The sequence below is a fragment of the Ilumatobacter sp. genome, from assembly GCF_965215205.1.
GTDB lineage: Bacteria > Actinomycetota > Acidimicrobiia > Acidimicrobiales > Ilumatobacteraceae > Ilumatobacter_A.
In genome coordinates, this window is the sequence record NZ_OZ244049.1 from 625980 (window position 1) to 647721 (window position 21742).

At 73.3% G+C, this 21742-nt stretch carries 17 protein-coding genes and 1 pseudogene; 6 read left to right on the forward strand and 12 right to left on the reverse strand.

What is annotated here, in order from left to right:
- Positions 1-41 precede the first annotated feature (41 nt).
- The 6 genes and pseudogenes from ACOOHC_RS03050 to ACOOHC_RS03075 form a co-directional block, all read right to left on the reverse strand.
- Positions 42-1133 carry a sulfate/molybdate ABC transporter ATP-binding protein gene (locus ACOOHC_RS03050; RefSeq protein ID WP_420452540.1) on the reverse strand — a complete coding sequence of 364 codons (1092 nt, stop codon included), beginning with the start codon at positions 1131-1133 and terminating at the stop codon, positions 42-44.
- Complete coding sequence (locus ACOOHC_RS03055; protein WP_420452541.1) at positions 1130-1936, reverse strand: ABC transporter permease; 807 nt, start codon at positions 1934-1936, stop codon at positions 1130-1132. The genes ACOOHC_RS03050 and ACOOHC_RS03055 overlap by 4 nt, the downstream gene beginning before the upstream one ends.
- A complete protein-coding gene (gene modA / locus ACOOHC_RS03060) occupies positions 1933-2706 on the reverse strand; it encodes a molybdate ABC transporter substrate-binding protein (protein ID WP_420452542.1) in 774 nt (257 codons plus the stop codon). The genes ACOOHC_RS03055 and modA overlap by 4 nt, the downstream gene beginning before the upstream one ends.
- A gap of 79 nt (positions 2707-2785) precedes the next feature.
- Complete coding sequence (locus ACOOHC_RS03065; protein ID WP_420452543.1) at positions 2786-3004, reverse strand: hypothetical protein; 219 nt, start codon at positions 3002-3004, stop codon at positions 2786-2788.
- Between the two features lie 21 nt (positions 3005-3025).
- Positions 3026-3964: an RDD family protein gene (locus ACOOHC_RS03070; RefSeq protein ID WP_420452544.1), complete on the reverse strand. Its 939-nt coding sequence runs from the start codon at positions 3962-3964 to the stop codon at positions 3026-3028.
- Between the two features lie 789 nt (positions 3965-4753).
- A pseudogene (locus ACOOHC_RS03075) lies at positions 4754-6297 on the reverse strand (acyl-CoA carboxylase subunit beta).
- Positions 6298-6378: 81 nt separating this feature from the next.
- On the opposite strand from ACOOHC_RS03075, the gene ACOOHC_RS03080 reads away from it, so the two are divergent.
- On the forward strand, positions 6379-7497 hold the full coding sequence (locus ACOOHC_RS03080) for an ATP-dependent DNA ligase (protein WP_420452545.1): 1119 nt from the start codon (positions 6379-6381) through the stop codon (positions 7495-7497).
- A 24-nt stretch (positions 7498-7521) separates the two neighbouring features.
- Here the strand turns inward: ACOOHC_RS03080 and ACOOHC_RS03085 are convergent, their stop codons facing one another.
- Positions 7522-9474, reverse strand: a complete 1953-nt coding sequence (locus ACOOHC_RS03085; RefSeq protein WP_420452546.1) for a copper resistance CopC/CopD family protein — start codon at positions 9472-9474, stop codon at positions 7522-7524.
- Between the two features lie 121 nt (positions 9475-9595).
- A complete protein-coding gene (locus tag ACOOHC_RS03090) occupies positions 9596-10141 on the reverse strand; it encodes a hypothetical protein (RefSeq protein WP_420452547.1) in 546 nt (181 codons plus the stop codon).
- A gap of 118 nt (positions 10142-10259) precedes the next feature.
- On the opposite strand from ACOOHC_RS03090, the gene dnaX reads away from it, so the two are divergent.
- Entirely contained in the window at positions 10260-12611 is a 2352-nt protein-coding gene (gene dnaX, locus ACOOHC_RS03095) for a DNA polymerase III subunit gamma/tau (protein WP_420452548.1), read from the forward strand.
- Positions 12612-12733: 122 nt separating this feature from the next.
- A complete protein-coding gene (gene recR / locus ACOOHC_RS03100) occupies positions 12734-13342 on the forward strand; it encodes a recombination mediator RecR (protein ID WP_420452549.1) in 609 nt (202 codons plus the stop codon).
- Between the two features lie 382 nt (positions 13343-13724).
- Here recR and ACOOHC_RS03105 read toward each other — a convergent pair whose 3' ends face one another.
- A complete protein-coding gene (locus ACOOHC_RS03105; protein ID WP_420452550.1) occupies positions 13725-14915 on the reverse strand; it encodes an acetyl-CoA C-acetyltransferase in 1191 nt (396 codons plus the stop codon).
- 319 nt (positions 14916-15234) lie between these two features.
- Here ACOOHC_RS03105 and ACOOHC_RS03110 point away from each other — a divergent pair, with 319 nt between their 5' ends.
- From ACOOHC_RS03110 to ACOOHC_RS03120, 3 genes are read left to right on the forward strand one after another with little or no spacing between them, the layout of a single operon-like run.
- Complete coding sequence (locus ACOOHC_RS03110) at positions 15235-15717, forward strand: hypothetical protein (RefSeq protein WP_420452551.1); 483 nt, start codon at positions 15235-15237, stop codon at positions 15715-15717.
- 56 nt (positions 15718-15773) lie between these two features.
- A complete protein-coding gene (ccrA, locus tag ACOOHC_RS03115; protein WP_420452552.1) occupies positions 15774-17114 on the forward strand; it encodes a crotonyl-CoA carboxylase/reductase in 1341 nt (446 codons plus the stop codon).
- A 13-nt stretch (positions 17115-17127) separates the two neighbouring features.
- Positions 17128-17859: an HAD family hydrolase gene (locus ACOOHC_RS03120; protein ID WP_420452553.1), complete on the forward strand. Its 732-nt coding sequence runs from the start codon at positions 17128-17130 to the stop codon at positions 17857-17859.
- Positions 17860-17903: 44 nt separating this feature from the next.
- On the opposite strand, the gene ACOOHC_RS03125 is transcribed toward ACOOHC_RS03120, so the two are convergent.
- From ACOOHC_RS03125 to radA, 3 genes are all read right to left on the reverse strand, one after another.
- The gene (locus ACOOHC_RS03125) at positions 17904-19031 is read right to left on the reverse strand and encodes an isopenicillin N synthase family dioxygenase (protein ID WP_420452554.1); all 1128 of its coding nucleotides are present in this window, start codon (positions 19029-19031) and stop codon (positions 17904-17906) included.
- Between the two features lie 52 nt (positions 19032-19083).
- Positions 19084-20160 (reverse strand): DNA integrity scanning diadenylate cyclase DisA, encoded by a 1077-nt coding sequence (gene disA, locus ACOOHC_RS03130; RefSeq protein WP_420452555.1) that lies wholly within the window; start codon positions 20158-20160, stop codon positions 19084-19086.
- Between the two features lie 79 nt (positions 20161-20239).
- Positions 20240-21655: a DNA repair protein RadA gene (radA, locus tag ACOOHC_RS03135; RefSeq protein WP_420452556.1), complete on the reverse strand. Its 1416-nt coding sequence runs from the start codon at positions 21653-21655 to the stop codon at positions 20240-20242.
- Positions 21656-21742: the final 87 nt, after the last annotated feature.

Below are 21742 nucleotides of genomic sequence, written 5' to 3' on the forward strand. Positions count from 1 at the left end.
CCTCGCTCGGTCGACGGCGTGCCACGCCGGCGCGACGCCGCTCAGGCGGGTTCGGCCGTCACCTCGGTCGCCTTCACCGCCGCCCACACCGGTGCTCCCGGCGCGAGGGCGAGCTCGTCGGCCGAGGTCGAGGTGACGTCGACCGCGATCGGCAGCGGCGCGCCGAGGGTGACCCGCACCACGTCGCCGAGGGGTTCGACGAGCTCGACCGTCGTCGACCACGTGTTGCGCTGGCTCCCGTGGGGTTCCGAGGCGTGCAACGAGACCGAGCGGGGGTGCACGGTCACCGCCACCCGACCCTCGAGGGTCCGATCGGAGGTGACGAGGGTCGCGTCGGAGCCCTCGATGCGCACCGCGCCGTCGCGCACCGTCCCGGTGAACAGGTTCGTCTCGGCGAGCGCCGCGACGTAGGGCGTGGCCGGGTGGCGGCGGATCTGCGCCGGCGACCCGACCTGGGTGATGCGACCCCCCTCGATCACGTGGACGACGTCGGCGAGGAGGAACGCGTCCGTCGGGTCGTGGGTGATCAGCAGCCGCGGGGCCTCGACGTCGGCGACGTGGCGTCGCAGGAGGCGCCGCACCGTCGTGCGCGTCGCCACGTCGAGCGCCGCGAGCGGTTCGTCGAGCAGGAGCAGGTCGGCGTCGGACGCCAGCGCCCGTGCGATGGCGACGCGCTGGGCCTGGCCGCCCGACAGCGCCGGGGGGCGGAGCTCGCCGAGGGGGTTGAGCTCGACGGCCTGCAACCACCGGCGGGCGATGTCGCGCGCCTCGCGCCTCGAGCTCCCGCGGTGGCGTGGCCCGAACGCCACGTTGTCCAGCACGGTCAGGTGGTCGAACAGGAGGTGGTCCTGGAAGACCACCGCCACGCGGCGGTCGGGTGGCGCGACGTGGACCGACGCCCCGTTCGGATCGACGTCGTCGAGGACCCTGCCGTCGAGCTCGATGCGCGTGCCGGCCAGCTCCTCGGGGCGGGCGCCGAGCGTCCCGGCGAGCGCGCCGACGACCGTCGACTTGCCGGCGCCGTTCGGACCGAGCAGGGCGGCGGTGGTCGAGGACGCGATGTCCAGCTCGACCTCGAGGTCGAACCCCGGCCGGCGCACGACGACGGTGGCGCGCAGCCCCGACGAGCTCACGACGGGGTCCACCAGCGGTCGCGCAGCACGACGAGGACGGCCACCGACACAGCGACCATCAGCAGGCTGATCGCGATCGCCGCGTCCCGGTCCCCGTCGAGCGCGACGAACACCGCGAGGGGAAGGGTCTGGGTGCGGCCCTGCAGGTTGCCGGCGAAGGTGACGGTGGCGCCGAACTCACCGAACGCGCGCGCCCACGCGAGGATCGCTCCCGCCTTCACCGCGGGGGCGATCATCGGCAGGGTGATCCGGCGGAGGACGGCGGCGCGCGACGCCCCCAGGGTGGCCGCCGCCGACTCGTGGCGACCGTCGAGGCCGCCGAGCGCCGAGTCGACGGTGATCACCAGGAACGGCATCGCGACGAAGGTGTTGGCGACGATCACCCCCCAGATCGAGAACGGGAGCACGATCCCGGTCGCGGAGTCGAGCGGTTGACCGACGATCCCGCGCCGGCCGAGCGACACGAGCAGCGCGGCACCGCCGACCACGGGGGGGAGCACCATCGGGAGGGTCACGACGGCGCGCAGGATCGACCGGCCGGGGAAGCGGGTGCGGCTGAGCAGCCAGGCGAGGGGGACGCCGAGGAGCACCGACGCCCCCGCCGCGGCGAGGGAGGTGACGAGCGAGAGCGCGAGCGCGTCGACGACGGTCTCGTCGGTGAGCAGGTCGGGCATCCGTGACCACGGGGCGACGTCGAGCAGACCGACGAGGGGGACGACGAAGAGCGCGGCGGCCACGGCGCCGAGGACGACGAGGATCGGCGGGGCTCCGTCGCCCCGCGCACGACGCCGTGGCGCGCTCACGGCAGGGCGAAGCCGGCGTCGGCCAGGATCCGGGCACCGTCGTCGGAGCGCACGAAGGCGACGAAGTCGCGCGCCTCCTCCGGGCGGGGGGCGTCGGTCGGGATGCCGATCGGGTACGCGGCGCGCACGTCGACCCCCGCGGGGAGCTCGATCGACTCGAGGCGATCCGAGCCGGCCACGTCGGTGACGTAGACCAACCCGGCGTCGAGCTCGCCGGCTTCGAGCTTCGCGACGAGCGACGCGACGTCGGGCTCGGCGGTGTCGAGGGAGGCGACGACCCCGGCCGCGTCGAGGGCCGCCGCCGCGTAGCGACCGCACGGGACCTCGGCTGCGCACGTCCCGATCAGCAGGTCGTCGCGGGCGAGGTCGGCGAGGGAGGTGACGCCACCCGGGTTCCCCGCGGGGACCGCGAGCGCGAGCGCGTTGGTCGCGAAGATCTCGGCGCCGTCGACGAGCCCGGTGTCGAGGAGCTCCGTCATCGGGGCCTGGTCGGCGAAGGCGACGACATCGGCGGGCGCGCCCTGCTCCACCTGCACCGCCACCGAGTTGCTCCCGCCGAAGCTGGTGACGACGTCAATCCCCGGGTTCGCCGCCTCGAACGCCTCGGCCACCTGCGCGAAGGCATCGGCCAGGGAGGCGGCCGCCAGCACGAGCACCTCGACGTCGACCTCGGCCTCGGGCCCGGCATCGCCGGCGCTCCCGCAGGCCGTCGGGGCGGTGACGGCGATGCAGCCGACCACCAGGGTGGCGGTGAGGTGGCGGCGCTGCATCCGCGCCCGAAGCTACTGGACGCCACCGGGGATCGTGGGCCGTCGAGCCGGCGCGGCGAGCCCCCTCGGCGTCCGCGGATCAGCGGTACGGGCGGGCCCGCCGGACGGGCATCGGCGTGTTCCACCAGCGACCCGAGAAGCGCCAGGCGCGGGATCGGTCGTCGTCGGCCCCGTCGACCTCGACGACCGGCCGCGGCCACAGCGCCTCCATCGCCGCGACGATCGCGACCGCCTCGAGGTCGGTCGGTGCGGGCGAGATCGACGACCCCGACGGAGGGGGCAGCAGGGCGTCCGACACGTCGACGATGGTACCCCTCGGTCAGCCGGCGTCGTGATCCGGCGCCGACGGGGGGTGCGCCGGCGTCCCGCCGGGCGGTGGCGGCGGCAGGGTCTCGGTGCGACCGAGGCGCCCGTCGCGCTCGGCCCGGTCGTCCACCGGCGCCGGGTTCGGCGTCTCCGGCGGGTCCGGCGCGACGTTCGCATCGGTCGTGTCGGTCGTGTCGGTCTCGTCGTGCGTCCACGTCCGGCGCGGGCGGGCGACGACGACGCTGCCCGCGACCTGGTCGTGGAAGGCACGCCGCTGTGGGTCGACGAGCGCGGCGACGAACCCGAACAGGAACACCGGTGAGATGAGCTGGCGCACGGCGAAGCGGGCGGCGGCGTGGGAGACGTCGAGGCGCGAGCCGTCGAGGACGCTCACCACGCGGGTGCCGGTGAGCCGGTGCCCGATCCAGCAGCCCCGCGAGGCGATCGAGCGTGCGGCCACGGCCGTGAGCAGCGCGAACCCGAGCGCGGCGACGACGAAGCCGGCGACGATGACCGGCGCCGATCCCAGGGTTCCGACGTACGCGCCCGGGGCGATGGCGACGGCGACGGCGACCGTCTCGACGACGAGCGCGAGGCCCCGTCGGGTGAACGAGGCGAACCGCGGCCGGAAGTGGAGGCCCCCCGACGACTCGAGGTCGCGCACCTCCCGGGTCGGTCGGTCGGCCGAGCGGCGCGGCCGATCCGGGCGAGGCCCACGGGACGCGCCGCCACCGACCGCCGTGCGGCCGTCGACCTCGACGTCGGCGAGGTGGTCGTCGTCGCCGAGCTCGACGAGGCGCTCGACGAGGTCGTCGAGATCGGTGTCGTCGACGGGGACGCCCGGTGCCGGTTCGGCGGACGGATCGGTCCAGGAGGGCCGGGCGGGGTCGGGGAACAGGCCGGGTTCGGGGAGGTGGCGCCGCTCGGTGTCGGGCTCGACGCGGTCGCGCACGCGTCGGACGCGCCGCTCGTCGGTCGGGCGCCCGGCGAAGCCGCTCGGCGGCGGTGGCGGCGGCGCGGTGCGCCGGTCCGCTCCACCGGTGGCGGAGAGGTCGGTGCTCGCCGGGTCCGTCCCCGGAGGGGGCGGAGGCGCCGCGACCGTCGAGGCGCCCGCTCCGAGCGAGGTGCCGGGCGGGGGCGGGACCGTCGTGGCGGTGCCCGAGCCGGGAGGCGGGGGGACGACGGCCCCGTCGCCCGCCGGGGCGCCCGGCGGCGGCGGCGGGGGTGTCGCGGGACCCGCGGGGCCCGGTGCGGCCGGGCTGGCTGGTGCGCCGACCCCGTCGGAGGCCGCGCGATCGCGTGGTCGGACCGTCGAACCGGGAGGCGGGGGGGGAGCGGTGCCGAAGTCGACCCGGTGGGTGCGGGGCGCCACCCGCGGCGGTGCGGCCGGCGCCGTGCCCGGGTGCGACGACCCGTCGAGGGGTCCGCGCGCACCCGGTGGCGGTGGGGGACCCCCGCTCCCCGGCGGCCGGGGCACAGCGGTCCCGGGTGGCGGCGGCGGGCCGGCGCCCGGGCGGGGACCCTCGCTCACGGAGTCCGGGGGCGGAGGCGGTGGCCCGGCGCCGAGCGGCCGCGGCGCGCCGTGGTGATCCACGTCGGGATCCACGTCGGGATCCTCCACGACCGGCCGCTTCATGCGTCCATCCTGGCACGGACGGTGACGCATCGGACGTCGTCGCGCCGTCGCAGGTGGTCGCGCCGGCCCGGGCGCCGGACGACCGTGCCGGCCCCCGGACGATGCCTAGAGGGGGACGTTGCCGTGCTTGCGGCGGGGCAGCTCCTCGCGCTTCGTGCTCAGCATCGCGAGACCGGCGACCAGCTTGCGGCGCGTGTCGATCGGGTCGATCACGTCGTCGATGTAGCCGCGCTCGGCGGCGGCGTAGGGGTTCGCGTAGCGCTCGGTGTACTCCTCGACGAGCTGGGCACGACGGGCGTCGGGGTCGGCCGCCTGCTGCAGCTCGCGCCGGTACACGATCTCGACCGCGCCCTGCGGCCCCATCACGGCGAGCTCGGCCGACGGCCACGCGAACGCCAGGTCGGACCCGATCGACTTCGAGTCCATCACGACGTAGGCGCCGCCGTAGGCCTTGCGCGTGATCACCGAGATCCGCGGCACGGTCGCCTCGCAGTACGCGTAGAGCAGCTTCGCGCCGTGCCGGATGATCCCGCCGTACTCCTGGTCCACGCCGGGCAGGAAGCCGGGGACGTCGACGAAGGTGATCAGCGGGATGTTGAACGAGTCGCAGGTCCGCACGAAGCGCGCGGCCTTCTCGGCCGACTCGATGTCGAGCACGCCGGCGAGCACCTTGGGCTGGTTCCCCACGACGCCGACGGGACGACCGTCGATGCGGGCGAAGCCGCACACGATCGACTTCGCCCAGTGGGCGAAGTACTCGAAGAACTCGCCGTCGTCGACGACGTGGCGGACCACGTCGACCATGTCGTAGGGAAGGTTCGGCGAGTCGGGCAGGATGGTCGCGAGCTCGGGGCAGTCGCGGTCGGGGTCGTCGCCGAGGTCCTCGATCGGGGGCTCCTCGAGGTTGTTCGAGGGGAGGAAGCTGAGCAGGAAGCGGACGTCGTCGAGGCACGACTTCTCGTCGGCGGACACGAAGGTCGCGACCCCCCGACTTGGTCGCGTGGCTCATCGCGCCACCGAGCTCCTCGAGGGTGACGTCCTCCCCGGTGACGGTCTTCACCACGTCGGGGCCGGTGATGAACATGTGGCTGGTCTCGCGGACCATGAAGATGAAGTCGGTCATCGCCGGGGAGTAGACCGCCCCGCCCGCGCACGGGCCGAGGATCACCGAGATCTGGGGCACGACGCCCGAGGCCTGCACGTTGCGCAGGAAGATGCCACCGTAGGACGCGAGGCTGACCACGCCCTCCTGGATGCGCGCTCCCGCGCCGTCGTTGAGCCCGACGACGGGTGCTCCGACCTTCGCGGCGAGATCCATCATCTTGTGGATCTTCTCGGCGAACACCTCCCCGAGGGCTCCGCCGAACACGGTGAAGTCCTGCGAGAACACGAAGACCTTGCGGCCCTCGACCGTCCCCCACCCCGTGATCACGCCGTCGGTGTAGGGCCGCTCGTCGAGTCCGGAGGTGTGGGCTCGGTGGGCGCGCGAGCAGGTCGAGCTCGTGGAACGAACCGTCGTCGAGGAAGTAGTCGATCCGCTCGCGGGCGAGGAGCTTGCCCTTCTCGTGCTGGCGCTCGACCGAACGTTGCGACCCGGCGTGCAACGCCTGCTCTCGGCGCTGCGCCAGGTCCTGGATCTTGTCGTCCATGCTCACGGCACGGAACCTAGCCCAGCGGGTGACGTCGCCCCAGGTCCGTGACCGGGGGTCGAGGGCGGGCAGACTCGGCGGGTGGACGACGATGCCGAGCGGCCGTGGAACCTGCCGATCCAGCCCCCGATCGAGCCGATGCTGGCCAAGCTGGCCCGGACGATCCCGACGGCCGGCGACGGCGACTGGATCTTCGAGCCGAAGTGGGACGGGTTCCGCTGCGTCGTGTTCCGCGACGGTTACCGCCTCGAGCTGTTCTCGCGCAAGCTGAAGCCGCTGGCGCGCTACTTCCCCGAGCTGGACGAGCCGCTGCGGCGCGCGCTGCCCGAGCGCTGCGTCGTCGACGGCGAGATCGTCGTCCCCGACCGGGGCGACCGCGGTCTCGACTTCGACGCCCTGCTGCAGCGGATCCACCCGGCGCGATCGCGGATCGAGCGCCTGGCCGCGCAGACCCCGTCCGAGCTCGTCGCGTTCGACGTCCTGGCCCTCGGCGACGAGTCGCTCCTCGACACCGCGATGCGCGCACGCCGCGAGCGCCTCGTCGAGGCCGTCACGGAGAACGAGAGGGTGCGCATCACCCCGGCCTCGAGCGATCGCGGGCGAGCCGAGGAGTGGTTCTCGACGTTCGAGGGTGCCGGGTTGGACGGGATCGTGGCCAAGCCGGCCGCCGGGCCGTACGCGCCGGGGAAGCGCGCGCTGGTCAAGGTGAAGCACTCGCGGACGGCCGACTGCGCGGTGCCCGGCTACCGCGTCCACAAGGACGGCGAAGGTGTCGGGTCGCTGCTGCTCGGGTTGTACGCCGACGACGGGGACCTCCGTTCGGTGGGCGTCGCCGCCGCCTTCTCGCGGGCTCGGCGCTCCGAGCTGCTCGACGAGCTCGCGCCGCGCACCGGGCCGGAGGCGCTCGACGGCCACCCGTGGGTCGAGTGGGCACGCCACCAGGAGGAGCGGGCCGCGGCCGAGGCCTCCGGCGCGCCGACACCGCCGTCGGCGGGGAGCAGGTGGAGCGTCGGCAAGGACCTGTCGTTCGTCCCCATCCGCATGGGCCTCGTCGCCGAGGTGTCGTTCGGGCAGCTCGAGGGTGGGCGGTTCCGCCACGGCGTGAGCTTCGTGCGCTGGCGGCCCGACCGCTCGCCCGAGTCGTGTCGGTTCGATCAGCTCGAGGTGGCCGAGCCGGTGCGCTTCGCCGACCTGTTCTGAGCGCCCCGACCGCGCCGTGGCCGCTCAGCCGTCGTCGTCGGCGGGGAGATCGCTCGCCGGCGGGTCGCTCGCCGGGATGGTGACGATCGCGACCGACGGCGGGGTCGACGGGCTGCTCGCCACCGATCCGTCGAGGTCGGCCACGAGGTACGGCTGGGGCGAGCTCGCGACCGACCCGGAGGCCGCGGTGGTCACCTCGACCTGCACCGTCCACTCGCCCGGCACGCTGATCGGCAGACCGATGTCCTCGTCGCGCACCGCTGTCCCGACACCGGCCAGCGGGATCGGCTGGCGGTACCCGGCGAGGTTCAGCTCGTTGGCCGGCGCGGTGAGGACGACGGCGAGGTCCGACAGCCCCTCCTGCGGAGCACGCACGACGGCGCGCAGCCCCACGAGGCCGACGACGTCGTCGGTGAGCTCGATCTCGATCTCGAGCCCGGCCGCCTCCACGAGATGGGTCTGGCGGACGTCGTAGTCCACCGTCTCGACCGCGTCGACGTTGGGTGGATCGAGAGCCAGCAGCCACGAGCTGAGCGCGAGGACCACGAGGCCGATCGCCGCCTCGGCACCGAACGCCCGGCGGAGTCGGTCCGACAGCGGGACCGTCATCTGCTGGGCGCGGTTGAGCCTCTGGGCGACGAACTGGCGAGCCGCGATGGCGACGAAGATCATCACCGCGACGACGACCGCCTTGAGCACGACCACCCGGCCGTGCCCGCTCTGGAACAGCGCCCCGCCGTCGAGGCGGACCATCTGCACGATCCCGGTGACGATCGTGACGACGATCGCCGGGCCCGAGACCCGCGAGAACCCGCGCACGGCGTGGACGAGGTCCTCCTCGCCGGGTCCGGAGAGCACGATCCGAGCGAGCAGCACGGCGCCACCGACCCAGACGGCCATCGCGAGCGCGTGGAGCACCCCCATCAGCACCCCGAGCGCGGGCAGGTCGCCGACCGTGCGCGACACGCCGAGCATCGCCGTGGCCAGGCCGGGGACCCCGAGCGCGGCGAGCTGGGTGGTCGGATCGATCGCCCGGTCGGGACGGAAGGCGACCCAGGCCGACGCGATCACGAGGACGAGGCGGATCAGCACCGCCCGACCGGCCCACCCGGCGTCGAGCAGATCGAGCCAGGATCCGGGTCCGATGCCTCCGCCGTCGGGGGTGACGGCACCGGCGGCGAGCGCGGTGAACAGCACGGTGGTGACGAGGGTGAAGATCCACACCGCCCGCAGGAAGCGCACCGTCAGCAGGTACTCGACCCCCTCGGGCCAGGCGGCCGTCACCACGAGCAGGGACCCGAAGAAGATCGCGATGCCGACCGTCGAGAGCAGTCGCGCGAGCCACAGGGAGGCGTCGCCCTCGCCGGCGACCGACATGTCGACGACGTCGGGTTCGGGGGCCGCGACCGCGTCGAGGGCATCGACGGGGACCGAGACGTCCGTCTCGCTGCCCGAGGGCGCCGGCACCGTGGCCGACGTGGCGTCGTCGGTGGAGGCGACGCCCGCGTCGGTGCCGACCGGGGCGTTGGCGAGCACGAAGGTGATCACCCCGTCGGTGCTCGCCTGGCCATCCACCCCGCTCGCGGTCCACCGCGCGGTGCAGGTCCCGTTCGGGATCGGGTCCTCGACCGAGGCCGACAGGGTGCGCCCGTCGTCGAGCACCTCCGGCTCGGACAGGGCCACCGGGTCGCCCTCGCAGGACAGGACGATCGAGTTCGCGTCGCCGAGATCCTCGGCGAAGCCGATCACGATCTCGTCGGGGGCGATCTCGAGCTGCGAACCGGTCGCGGGGGAGGAGTTGACGACCTCGTTCTGCGCGTGGGCGGTTCCGCCGCTCAGCGCGACGACGAGCGAGACCGCGACGGCGACGAGGGCCCGCAGCGCGATCCACGACGATGCGGCCCGGCCCACCGAGGGACCCCGATCGCAGGTGCGCTCCGGGCGAGGTCGCGGGTCGGTGGGTGAGGGCTCGGACACGATGCGGCGAGGTTAGTGCGGAGGCGACGCCCGCCCGCGTCCCACCGGTCGCCGCGTCGCCCCACGTCAGCGCCACCGGCCGCACCGGCCCGCGCCGCCGACGAGGGCGAGGGCCCCTCGCTCAGCCGGCGTCGACGCCTCCCCGGCAGGCGTCGACGCCCATCTCGTCGAGGAGGTCGTCGCGGCCGAGGGTGAGGGCACCGATCTCGGTCGTCGCGGCCGAGATCGCCTCCGCGTCGTCGCGCTCGAGGGCGTCGGCGATCGTCGCCCACTCGCCCGCCGTCCGCTCGGCGTTCGCGGTGAGCGATCGGTGGTCCTCCGCGAGGTCCCCGCTCACCGCGAGGGCGGCGAACGAGGCGGCCTGCGACGACAGCAGCCGTGCGACCTCCCGCGCCCAGTCGACCCGACGGATGCGGTCGGGCGGGCTCGGCAGCGCCTCGATGCTCAGCCGGGTCGCGTCGCAGATCTCGGCCATCTCGGCCGGGTAGCGGGCGGCGTCGACCCGCCCGTCGGTCGCCCGCCCGTCCTGGTCCGTGGCGGTCGTGCACCCGGTGAGGACGGCCGTGGCGCACACGAGGATCGCGAGGCCCGTCGCCGGGGCACGGCGACCGCGGCGGCCGGCCGCCGACCGGTGGTGCCGGGGGCGTCGCACGATCGGTGGAGGCACCCGTGCGAGCGTACGGGGCCGACCCCGCCGACGGTGTCGCCACCCGGCTCCCGGCTCCCTCCCGGCTCCGTCGCGGGCCGTGGAGCCGCTCGGAGGTCACTCGGTAGTGTGACCGGCGATGGCCACCCAGTCGCTCTACCGCCGCTACCGGCCTCGTCGCTTCGGCGAGCTCAAGGGTCAGGACCACGTCGTGCGGGCGCTGCGCTCGGCGGTCGCGGAGGGGCGCGAGGGGCAGGCCTACCTGTTCTCCGGTCCGCGAGGCACCGGCAAGACGACGTCGGCGCGCATCCTCGCGAAGGTGCTCAACTGCGATGACCCCCGTGACGGCGAACCCTGCTGCGAGTGCGCGTCGTGCACCTCCGTCGAGGCGGGGACCAGCTACGACGTCCACGAGCTCGACGCGGCGAGCAACAACGGCGTCGACGCGATGCGCGACCTCATCGAGAAGGCGTCGCTCGGCACGCCGGGCCGCCACAAGGTGTACATCCTCGACGAGGTCCACATGCTCTCGAAGGGGGCCGAGGCGGCGCTGCTGAAGACCCTCGAGGAGCCACCGCCACACGTGGTCTTCGTGCTGGCGACGACCGACCCGCAGAAGATGTCCGACACGATCCGCAGCCGGACCCAGCACCTCCAGTTCCACCTCCTCGGCGCGGACACCCTGTCGGACCACGTGCGCTGGGTCGCGGGCGACGCCGGGTTGACGGTGTCGGACCGGGCGATCGAGGAGGTCATCGACCGAGGGGCCGGCTCCCCGCGCGACGCGCTCTCGGCGCTCGAGCTGATCGCGAACGGTGGCGGCGAGGCGAGCGAGGTGATCGCCCTCGACGAGTTCGTCGAGGCGATGATCGACCAGGACCCCGGGCGCGCGCTGAAGGTGGTCGCGCGCGCGATCGCCAGCGGGCGCGACCCACGCACCGTGACCGAGGAGCTGATCGGATTCCTGCGCAACGGGTTCCTGTCGTTGATGGCGCCCGAGCTCGTGCAGCTGCCCTCGGGTCGCCTGGAGGCGATCACCGACCTGGCCGGCCGCCTCGGCGCCGCGGGGTCGGTGCGCGGGATCGAGCACCTCGGCGCGGCGCTGACGGAGATGCGCCAGGCCCCCGACCCGCGCGTCCTGCTCGACGTCGCGACCGTGCGCCTGACCTCGCCCGAGGCCTCGTCGGACCTGGCGGCGATCGCGTCCCGCCTCGATCGCCTGGAGCGACGGGTGGCCGAGGGCGTCCCGCAGGCTCCGACCCCGATCGGAACGGCCGACGCGCCCGCCGACCCGGCCGCGAGCGGATCGCGAGCCACGCGGACGGCGGAGGCGACGAGGTCGGGCGTCGACGCAGGGCCGGCAGCGGGATCGCCGTCGGCGGAGCCCGACGGGCGACCCGCTGCCACGACCCGGACCCCCGGCGACGGCGGCACGGGGAGCGGCCGCAGGGCGTTGGGCTCGCGCCTCGGCGCGTCCGGCCCGGGCGCTGCGACCCCGACCCCGACTCCGGCGGACCCCTCGACCGGATCGGGCGAACCCGCGGGCTCGAGTCGCGTCGCACCCGGCGCTCCGCGCGCCGACGACCGAGCCCACGATCAGCGCGCCGCCGATGAGCCCGCTTCCGATCGGCCCGCCGTGGATCAGCCCGCCTCCGAGCCCGACCCGGTGCCCGCCGCCCGGGCGACCGGACAGGTGTCGGCGAGCGACTGGGAGGCGGTGCGGCCGAGCCTGAAGGGGATGGCCCGGGCCGTCTACTCGCCGGCGACCTACGTCGGCGCGACGGGCGACGTGGTCACGCTCGCCCTGCCCAACGAGACCCACCGCGCCAAGTGCGAGGAGCACCGCCTCGCCGTCGAGACCGCGATCGGTGCGCGCTCCGGGGCGCCGGTGACCGTCGAGCTGGTGGTCGAGGGCGGCGGCGACGACCGCGTCGCTCCCGACCGAGCCGAACCCGAGCGGTCCGACCGAGGTGCGGCCGGGTCGGATCGGTCGGCCGATGCCGTCGTCGCGGCGCCATCGCCGTCGGCACCCCGCCCGCCGTCGGCGCCCGACGAGGCGGCGGCGCCGAGCGCGCCCGTCTCGAGCGACGGGACGGGGAGCACCGGGACGGGGAGCACCGGGTCCGCCTCGGCGGCGACGCGCTCGGCCCGTCCGCCCGCCGGTTCGGGGTCCGGCCACGGAGCGACGAGCGGCGCGCTGGCCCACGATCCCGTGAGCGACGAACCCGAGGCGGCGCCCGGCGACCCGCACCTGCGCGTCGTGCACGACGCAGCGGTCCCGAACGGGCGCGAGATCGCGGACCGGGCGCGGACCGAGGGCCCCGGGCCCGATCCCGACGCCGGGTGGGCGCGCGCTGCCGACGAGCTCCCCGACGACGACGAGATCGACGTGCACGACCTCGTCGACGCCCCGCCGGAGTCGGTGAAGACCCCGATCGACCGCCTCGCCGAGGCGTTCCCGGGGTCGGAGCTGGTCGATGACCCGATCTGACGTGGTCGCGGCCGTCGCGACCGACGACCGCGTGCGCACGTGAGGCGGCCCCGCATCCGCACCTTCCCCCCTCGGAGGCCGCGCGCGCGGGCACCGATCGATCCACGCGATGGAGAGCCGAGATGGCCAGCAACTACACAGCACCCGTCCAGACGCTGATCGACGAGCTCGGTCGGTTGCCCGGGATCGGCCCGAAGTCCGCTCAGCGCATCGCCTTCCACCTGCTCAAGGTCCCGGCCGACGAGGTGACGCGCCTCGCCGCGTCGATCACCGACGCGAAGTCGCGCGTCCGCTTCTGCGACCGGTGCTTCCACGTCGCGGACGGCCCGCTGTGCCCGATCTGCGCGGACGAGGGGCGCGACGGTCGCGTGCTCTGCGTCGTGGAGGAGTCCCGGGACGTGGTGGCGTTGGAGCGGACCGGGGAGTACCGGGGTCGGTACCACGTCCTGCTCGGAGCGATGAGCCCGTTGGAGGGCATCGGTCCCGAGCAGCTGAAGGTCCGCGAGCTGGTCGCCCGCATCGAGCCGGAGGGGGTGGAGGAGATCATCCTCTGCACGAACCCGAACACCGAGGGCGAGGTGACCGCGATGTACCTCGCTCGGCTGCTGAAGCCGATCGGGCTGTCGGTGACCCGCATCGCCAGCGGGCTCCCGGTCGGCGGCGACCTGGAGTACGCCGACGAGCTGACCCTCGGCCGTGCGCTCGAGGGGCGTCGGGCGGTCGAGGACTGAGCGGACAGCGCCCCAGGGCGGTCAGCGGCGGACCCGACCGTGCAGCACCTCGTGGGGAGAATGAACTGAGGCACCAACTCAACGAACCGGTAGCGGGCGGACGGGCCGGTTCGAATTGCTGGTGCCTCAGAAGGTGTCGTCCGTTCGGTGACCCCGGGGGATCGTGCTCCCGATCGGACGAGCGATCAAGTTGTTGAGATTATGTTACGAAGGCGACCACCCAAAGTCAACACCTCGAACGAAAAGACATCGATGACGACAGCTCCCGCTGCGGAGCGCTCATCGTCGCCACTCGATGCGTTGTAACGTCGTTTCAGCGTGGTCAGAAGTGACGTAGAGCGTCACGCGGACGCTCAACGTGGGACCACGCGGCCGCCACGGCTCAGACGGTGCGCAGGATGATCGCGTCGCCCTGGCCGCCACCGCCGCACAACCCCGCAGCGCCGATGCCGCCGCCACGCCGTGCGAGCTCGTGCAGCAGGGTCAGGGCGAGGCGGTTGCCGCTCATCCCGATCGGGTGACCGAGGGCGATCGCGCCGCCGTTCACGTTGACGATGTCGGAGCTGATCCCCAGCTCCTCGATCGAGGCGAGACCCACCGCCGCGAAGGCCTCGTTGATCTCGAAGAGGTCGAGGTCAGCCACGTCCACGCCGGCCTTGTCGGCTGCCTGGCGGATCGCGCGGCTCGGCTGGGTGAGCAGCGAGGCGTTGTCGGGGCCGGCGACCATCCCGTAGGACACGAACTCCCCGAGGACGTCGACGCCGCGGGCCTCGGCGGTCTCCTTCGACATCACCACGACGGCGGACGCGCCGTCGGACAGCTGCGATGCGTTCGCGGCGGTGATCGATCCCTCGGGGTCGAACGCCGGGCGCATCTTCGAGAGCGTCTCCACGGTGGTGCCGGGTCGGACCCCCTCGTCGTCCTCGACGAGGATCGGGTCGCCCTTGCGCTGCGGGACGGACACGGCCACGATCTCCTCGGCGAGCTTGCCGTCCTTGATCGCCGTGGCGGCCCGTTCGTTCGACTCGGCGGCGAGCTCGTCCTGCTGCTCGCGCGTGATCGACGTCGACGACGCGTACTGCTCGGTCCCGAGGCCCATCAGGCACGCGTCGAACGAGCACCAGAGCCCGTCGGCGATGATCGCGTCCTTCAACTCCGTGTTCCCGTAGCGGAACCCGCCCCGCGCGCCCTCGGCGAGGTACGGGGCGTTGGTCATCGATTCCATGCCGCCGGCCACGACGACGTCGGCGTCTCCCGACGCGATCATCTGGTGGGCCAGGTAGATCGAGTTCAGGCCCGACAGGCAGACCTTGTTGACGTTCACCGCCGGCACGCTCATCGGGATGCCGGCCGCCACCGCCGCCTGGCGGCTGGGCACCTGGCCCTGGCCGGCCATGAGCACCTGACCCATGATCACGTGGTCGACCTCGTCGGGGGCGACCCCTGCGCGGGTCAACGCCTCGCCGATCGCGATCCCGCCGAGGTCGGCAGCCGAGAACGACGCCAGGGCGCCGCTCATCTTCCCGATCGGGGTGCGGGCGCCGGCGACGATGTAGGTACCTGTGGATGCCATGGGGCCACGGTAGCCCTCGCCCGTGGTGGCGGGGCAAGCTGCGGTGGCCGACCACCGCTGCGTCGGGCGGCGCGTCTCACCGGCTGCGGCGCCTCGGACGAGGCGGCTCCGTGACGGCCAGGTCACGTCATGTGACGGTGATGCGACCTCGATGGGCGGGAGCGCGGGACACGGGTTCTCCTCGGCGGCGCGCCCGCCTCGACGGTCGGGCGTGTGTTCGACGGCGAGGTGTCGGCTTCCGTGGCCCCGGACCCGGCCGCGCCGTCGCGGCGGGCGCTCCTCGGCCAACAACCGCACGGACTGGTCGGGCTTCGGCCGAGTGGACGGCGATCTCGCGGGCACCACCGACGAGATCATCCAGTGGGCCGCCTGCAAGTGGGGCATCGACGAGGACATCGCCCGTGCCCAGGTGGTCAAGGAGTCGTGGTGGTACCAGCGGACCAACGGCGACGGGGGCGAGTCGTGGGGCCTCGGGCAGGTCCGTGACACGTACCACCAGAGCGCCTTCGAGTACGACGTCAACGCTCGCACCTCGTCGGCCTACGACCTCGACTACACCTACGCGACCTGGCGTGCGTGCTTCGAGGGCGTCTACACGTGGCTGAACACCGTCGAGCGCGGCGCCACCTACGGGCCGGGCGACGCCTGGGGGTGCACCGGCGTGTGGTTCAGCGGTCGGTGGTACACGCAGGCCGCGCTGAACTACATCGAGGGTGGTGAGACCTGGGGCTACGGAGACCGCGGCGTCAAGCAGCACCACCGGCTCCGCACCTGGGGGGACCCGAACTTCATCGGCGGCTGATCCGCCCCCACGGCGCGATTTCGATCCCTCGGTTACCGATCGGTAACGTGGATCGGATGGAGAAGATCCTCGAAGCCATCCAGGCCGGAGCGAGCGGAGAGGACATCGCTGCGCTCGAGCTGCCCGACAGCTACCGCGCCGCCTTCGTGAAGCGTGACGAGACCTCGATGTTCGAGGGGACGGAATCGTGGGACAAGGACCCGCGCCAGTCGATCCACGTCGACGAGGTGGCCCGGCCCACCCTCGCCCCCGACGAGGTGTACCTCGCGGTGATGGCGTCGAGCATCAACTTCAACACGGTGTGGACGTCGATCTTCGAGCCGCTCCCGACGTTCGGCTTCCTCGACCGCCTGGGGCGCGAGAGCGAGTACGGCGCCCGTCACGCGATCGACCAGCACATCATCGGCTCCGATGCGTCGGGTGTCGTCCTCCAGGTCGGCGCCGCGGTGCGCAACTGGAAGCCGGGAGATCGGGTCACCGTCCACTGCAACCACGTCGACGACCAGGACCCGTCCGCGCACGACGACTCGATGCTCGCCGCGAACCAGCGCATCTGGGGCTTCGAGACCAACTTCGGCGGGTTGGCGGATCTCTCGGTGGTGAAGGCCAACCAGCTGATGCCCAAGCCGACCCACCTCACGTGGGAGGAGGCGGCGGTCAACGCGCTGTGCAACTCGACGTCGTACCGGATGCTCGTCGGTGGCAACGGGGCGCGCATGAAGCAGGGCGACAGCGTCCTCGTGTGGGGGGCGACCGGCGGGATCGGCGGGTACGCCGTGCAGTACGTGCTCAACGGCGGGGGCACCCCGATCGGCGTCGTCTCGTCACCGGAGCGTGCCGAGATCCTGAACCGGATGGGTTGCGAGGCCGTGATCGATCGCCGGGCGGCGGGCTACGAGTTCTGGTCCGACGAGCACACCCAGGACGAGTCGGAGTGGCGTCGCTTCGGCAAGGACATCCGCTCGCTCAACGACGGCGAGGACGTCGACATCGTCTTCGAGCACCCCGGTCGATCGACGATGGGCGCCTCGATCTTCGCCGTCAAGCGCGCCGGCACCGTCGTCACGTGCGCCGCGACGTCGGGCTACATGGTCGAGTTCGACAACCGCCACTTCTGGATGAAGCTCAAGCGCCTCATCGCCTCCCACTTCGCCAACTACCACGAGGCGTACGCCGCGAACCGGCTGATCGACCAGGGACGCATCCAGCCCCTGCTCACCGACGTGTACAGCCTGGACCGCGTCGGCGACGCCGCCCTCGCGGTGCACCACAACGAGGCCGAGGGCAAGCTCGGCGTGCTGTGCCTGGCGCCCGAGGAGGGCCTCGGCATCGACGACCCGGAGAAGCGCGAGCGCATCGGGGAGGACGTCGTCACCGTGTTCCGCCGCGGTACCTGATCACGGCGGGTCGATGGAGCAGCCGATCGGCTCGGGCTCCGCCGGGTGGCACCTCTCGGCGGGCGGCGGGTGGCAGGATCGGGCGGTGCGAGACCTCGATGCGCTGCTCATCGACATGGACGGCACGATCGTCGACTCCGAGCCCTACTGGATCCGGACCGAGGGCGAGCTCGTGGCCGAGTTCGGCGGGACGTGGAGCGCCGCCGACGCGCACTCGATCGTCGGCTTCGACCTCCTCGACGCAGCGGCCGAGCTGCGTTCGCGCGGCGGGGTCGACCTCGAGCCGCCGGCGATCGTCGAACGTCTGCTCGACGGGGTCGTCGAGAGGTGCCGGCACCGCCTGCCCTGGCGACCCGGCGCGCGCGAGCTGCTCGAGGAGGTGCGCGACGCCCAGGTCCCCTGCGTCCTGGTCACGATGTCGTGGCGACGCTTCGCCGACGCGGTGCTCGCCGCCGCCCCGGCGGGTGCGTTCTCCGGGTCGGTGACCGGCGACGAGGTCGAGCACGGCAAGCCGGCTCCGGATCCCTACCTCGCGGCCGCGGCTCTGGTGGGCGTCGACCCGGCGCGCTGCGTCGCGATCGAGGACTCGCCCACCGGGGTGGCCTCGGCGGTCGCCGCGGGGTGCACGACGATCGCCGTCCCGCACGTGGTCGCCGTGCCCGAGATCGACGGGGTCCACGTCGTCGACACCCTCGACGGGGTCGGTCTGGCCGAGCTCGAGCGGATCGTCCGCACCCGTCGGTAGCGCGCCGACGTCCGGTCGGTCCTCGATGCTCGCCGCGTCGCCGGTCAGCCGACCGTCGCCCGCCGCTCGCTCGTCGTCGAGCTCGGTTCGTCGTCCGTCAGGTCGCCGTGGTGGCGGGCGACGTTGTCGGGGTAGCTGCGGCGGAAGTAGTTCCACAGCTGCTCGCCGTAGGTCGTCGCCCGGTGGCTGCTCGCCATGTCGTCGATCCCCGAATCCGTCTCGGCGGCGCTGGCCATGAACCCGGCCGACGCGTGGCGCGGGCTGGCCGCGACGGCGTCGTGGATCTCCGCGGGGAGCGCGAGAGGGGTGAGCTCGGTGTCGAGGGTCGGTCCGTGGAAGTAGGCCGCCGACATCCGTGGCTCGGAGGTGATCACGCGGTGGGGGGTGGCGACGAGGTAGTTCGCCGTCACGGCCTGGAGCATCTCGCCGATGTTGACGACGAACGCGCCCGGCACGATCGGGACGTCGATCCACCCACCGTGGGGGCTGCGGACCTGGAGCCCGGCGACGGTGCCGGGAGCGAGGAGGGTGATGAAGCCGGCGTCGTGGTGGGCGTTGACCCCGGCCGAGCCCTCGGGGGTGGCGGGGTAGGAGATCATCTTGGTGAGCGACATCGACCCGTCGCCGAACATCGCGACGAAGTGGTCCTCGTCGAGCCCGAGCCCGAGCGCCACGAGGCCGAGCAGCCGGTCGGCCAGGCGTCCGAGCTCGTCCGTCCAGCGCGTCGTCACGTCCCGGTGCCCGGCGACGACGTCGTCGGGGAGCCACTGGTTCGGGCCGAGGAGGCGAGAATCGATCGGCGCGTCGGGATCGTCCGACACCGGCCACTCGGTCCAGGTGTCGATCTGCTCACGCACGTCGACGCGGTTGTTGGTGTGCTCCGATCCGACCGCCTCCCACCCCCGGAAGTGGGGGGAGCGCACCTTGTCGATGCGCGCCTTGTCGGCGTCGTCGAGGGCGAACACCTCCGACATCAGCGCGAACACGTCGTCGACGACCGAGGGATCGACGCCGTGGTCGGTGACGACCAGGAAGCCGATCTCGTGGCAGATGCGGCAGAAGCGGTCGGCCAGCTCGCGCCGCTCCGCATCGGTGCCGTCGATCGCGCCGAGACCGAGGATCGGGATCTCGTCGAAGCCCGTCGGGGTGGTCGCGGAGGGGTCGAGGGTCACGGTGGCGGGCTCTCTGTCGGGTCGGTCGCGGCTGCGTCGGGCGGGCGCGAGGTCAGTTGTACTGGTCGAGGATCGCCGACTCCGTCACGCGGGCCAGCGTCTCGCGGACCTCGGCGGCCGTCGTCGCATCGACCCCGTTGACGGCCTCGAGGTCCTCGACCGTCGCCCGCTGCAGCTTGGACAACCCCTCGAAGTGCCGGGCGATCGCGGTCGCCGAGTCCGACGAGAGGCGGTTGGTGCGATGCAGCAGCCGCAGACCGCGCGGGGCGACGGACTGGGAGAGGTCGCTCACGTCGGCGATCCGGTGCAGGGTGGCAGCCGCTCGGCGCAGGTCGTGGACCTCGTCGTCGGTGAGACGGGACATCTCGGTCAGGGTGTCGGCCGCCGTGCGGTCGTCGGCGACGTAGTCGGCGACGACGAGCTCGAGCTCGTCGTCGATCTCGCCGTACAGCTCGTCGAGCTGGAGGCGCAGCAGCCGGGCGTCGACGCCGAGCTCGACGATCATCGTCTCGATCTCGTCGGCGATGCGGTGCACCATCTCACCGCGCTGCACCACGGAGGCGACGTCGCGCAGGGTGGCCACGTCCTCGACCTCGACCGCCGTGAGGTTCGAGATCGAGTCGTCGAGGCGGGTCTTGTAGCGCTCGAGGGTCTGCAGCGCCTGGTTGGCTCGCTCGAGCAGACGGCCGATCTCCTGGAGCTGGCGCTTGCCCCCACCGGCGTAGACGTTGATCACCCCCATCTCCTCGCTCGCCGACACGACCGGGACCGCGAGCGACCGGGCGACGCGCTCGGCCGTTCGGTGGCGGGTCCCCGTCTCGCTGGTCGGGACCGTGGGATCGGGGACGAGGTGGACGTTCGCCCGCGCGATGCGCCCGCCGTCCTCGGAGATGATGATCGCGCCGTCCATCTTCGCGAGCTCCGACAGGCGCTGCGGGCTGTAGGGGGCGTCGACGAGGAACCCGCCCGAGCAGATCGACAGCACGTCGGGGCCGTCGTCGAGCACGAGCAGGGCTCCGGCCTTGGCGCGGACCACCCGCTCGATCCCGTCGCGCAGCGGCGTCCCGGGAGCGATCCGAGCGAGAGCGTGGCGCATCTGCTCGTTCGCGCTCCCGTACCGCAGTTCCATCACGGTCAGTGTAGATGACGATCGGGTGTCGCTTCATCGGTGCGGGCGGCGGATCCGCGACCGTCTCCGTGCTCTCACCTCACGCCCGTTCCGGGACGGCGCCGCGGCCGACGACCCCGGCGGCCCGCAGCGCCTCGGCGAGCGTGCTCACCCGCACCAGGTGCATCCGGCCGTCGTCGGACTCGTCGACGTCGGGCGACGAGGCCGGGACGATCATCCGCCCGAAGCCGAGCCGGGCGGCTTCGGTGACCCGGCGCGGGGCGTGGCCGACCTGGCGCACCTCGCCACCGAGGCCGACCTCGCCGAACACGGCCAGGTCGGCCGGGAGCGGGACGTCGGACATCGCGCTGGCGACCGCCAGGCAGATCCCCAGATCGAGGCCCGGCTCGGCGAGCTTGGCCCCGCCGGCGGCGGACGCGTAGACGTCCTGGTCGCCGATCGGCAGCCCGCCCCGCCGGCCGAGCACGGCCATCAGCATCGACAGGCGTCCGCCGTCGATGCCCTGCGCGCTCCGGCGCGACGGGACGTTGGGGACCCCGGGGGTCGTCAACGCCTGGAGCTCGACGACGATCGGACGACGTCCCTCGATCGTCGGGACCACCGCCGAACCGGGGATGCCCGTCCGGCGGTCGGCGAGGAACATCGTCGACGGGTCGGGCACGGCGACGAGCCCGGCTCCCACCATCTCGAACAGGCCCAGCTCGTTGGTGGGGCCGAAGCGGTGCTTCACCGCGCGCAGGAGCCGCAGCGCGTGGTGGCGTTCGCCCTCGAACTGGAGCACCGTGTCGACGACGTGCTCCAGCACGCGCGGGCCGGCCAGGTTGCCGTCCTTGGTGACGTGGCCGACGAGCACCACGGCCACCTCGCGCTCCTTGGCCTCGTTGACCAGTCGGTGGGCGCACCCGCGCACCTGCGCCACGCTGCCCGGCGCCGAGGAGAGGTCGGGATCGACCATCGTCTGGATCGAGTCGATCACGACCAGCTCGGGTCGGGTCTCCTCGATCGCCCGGATCACGTGCGGGAGCGAGGTCTCGGCGTGCAGCCACAGCTCGGGTCGGATCGCGTCGAGGCGCTCGGCGCGCAGGCGGACCTGGCGAGCGCTCTCCTCGGCGCTCACGTAGAGCGTGGTGCCGGTGCGGTGCGCGAGGAGCTGCAGCAGGAGGGTGCTCTTGCCGATGCCCGGCTCCCCTCCGAGCAGGGTCACCGACCCCGCGACCAGGCCACCGCCGAGGACGCGGTCGAGCTCGTCGATCCCGGTGGGCACCGGACGAGCGGTGTCGGTGCGCACGTCGCCGATCCGTGCCGGGCCCGAGCGCTTCGACGGCGCCAACGGGGCGGGCGCCTCGTCGCCGCCGCCGCCGCCGACCTCCTCGACCAGGGTGTTCCAGTCCCCGCAGCCGGTGCAGCGACCTGCCCACCTCGGGCTCTGCGCACCGCACTCGCTGCACGCGTACAGGGTGCGCACCTTCTTCGCGGACGTGGATCGGGCAGCCATGGCGCCATGGTGCGCACGGGGGTGCGTCGCAGACGCGGATCGTCGACCGACCCGGCCGCCGGGTCGGCGCCCGGATCGGGCCGCGGG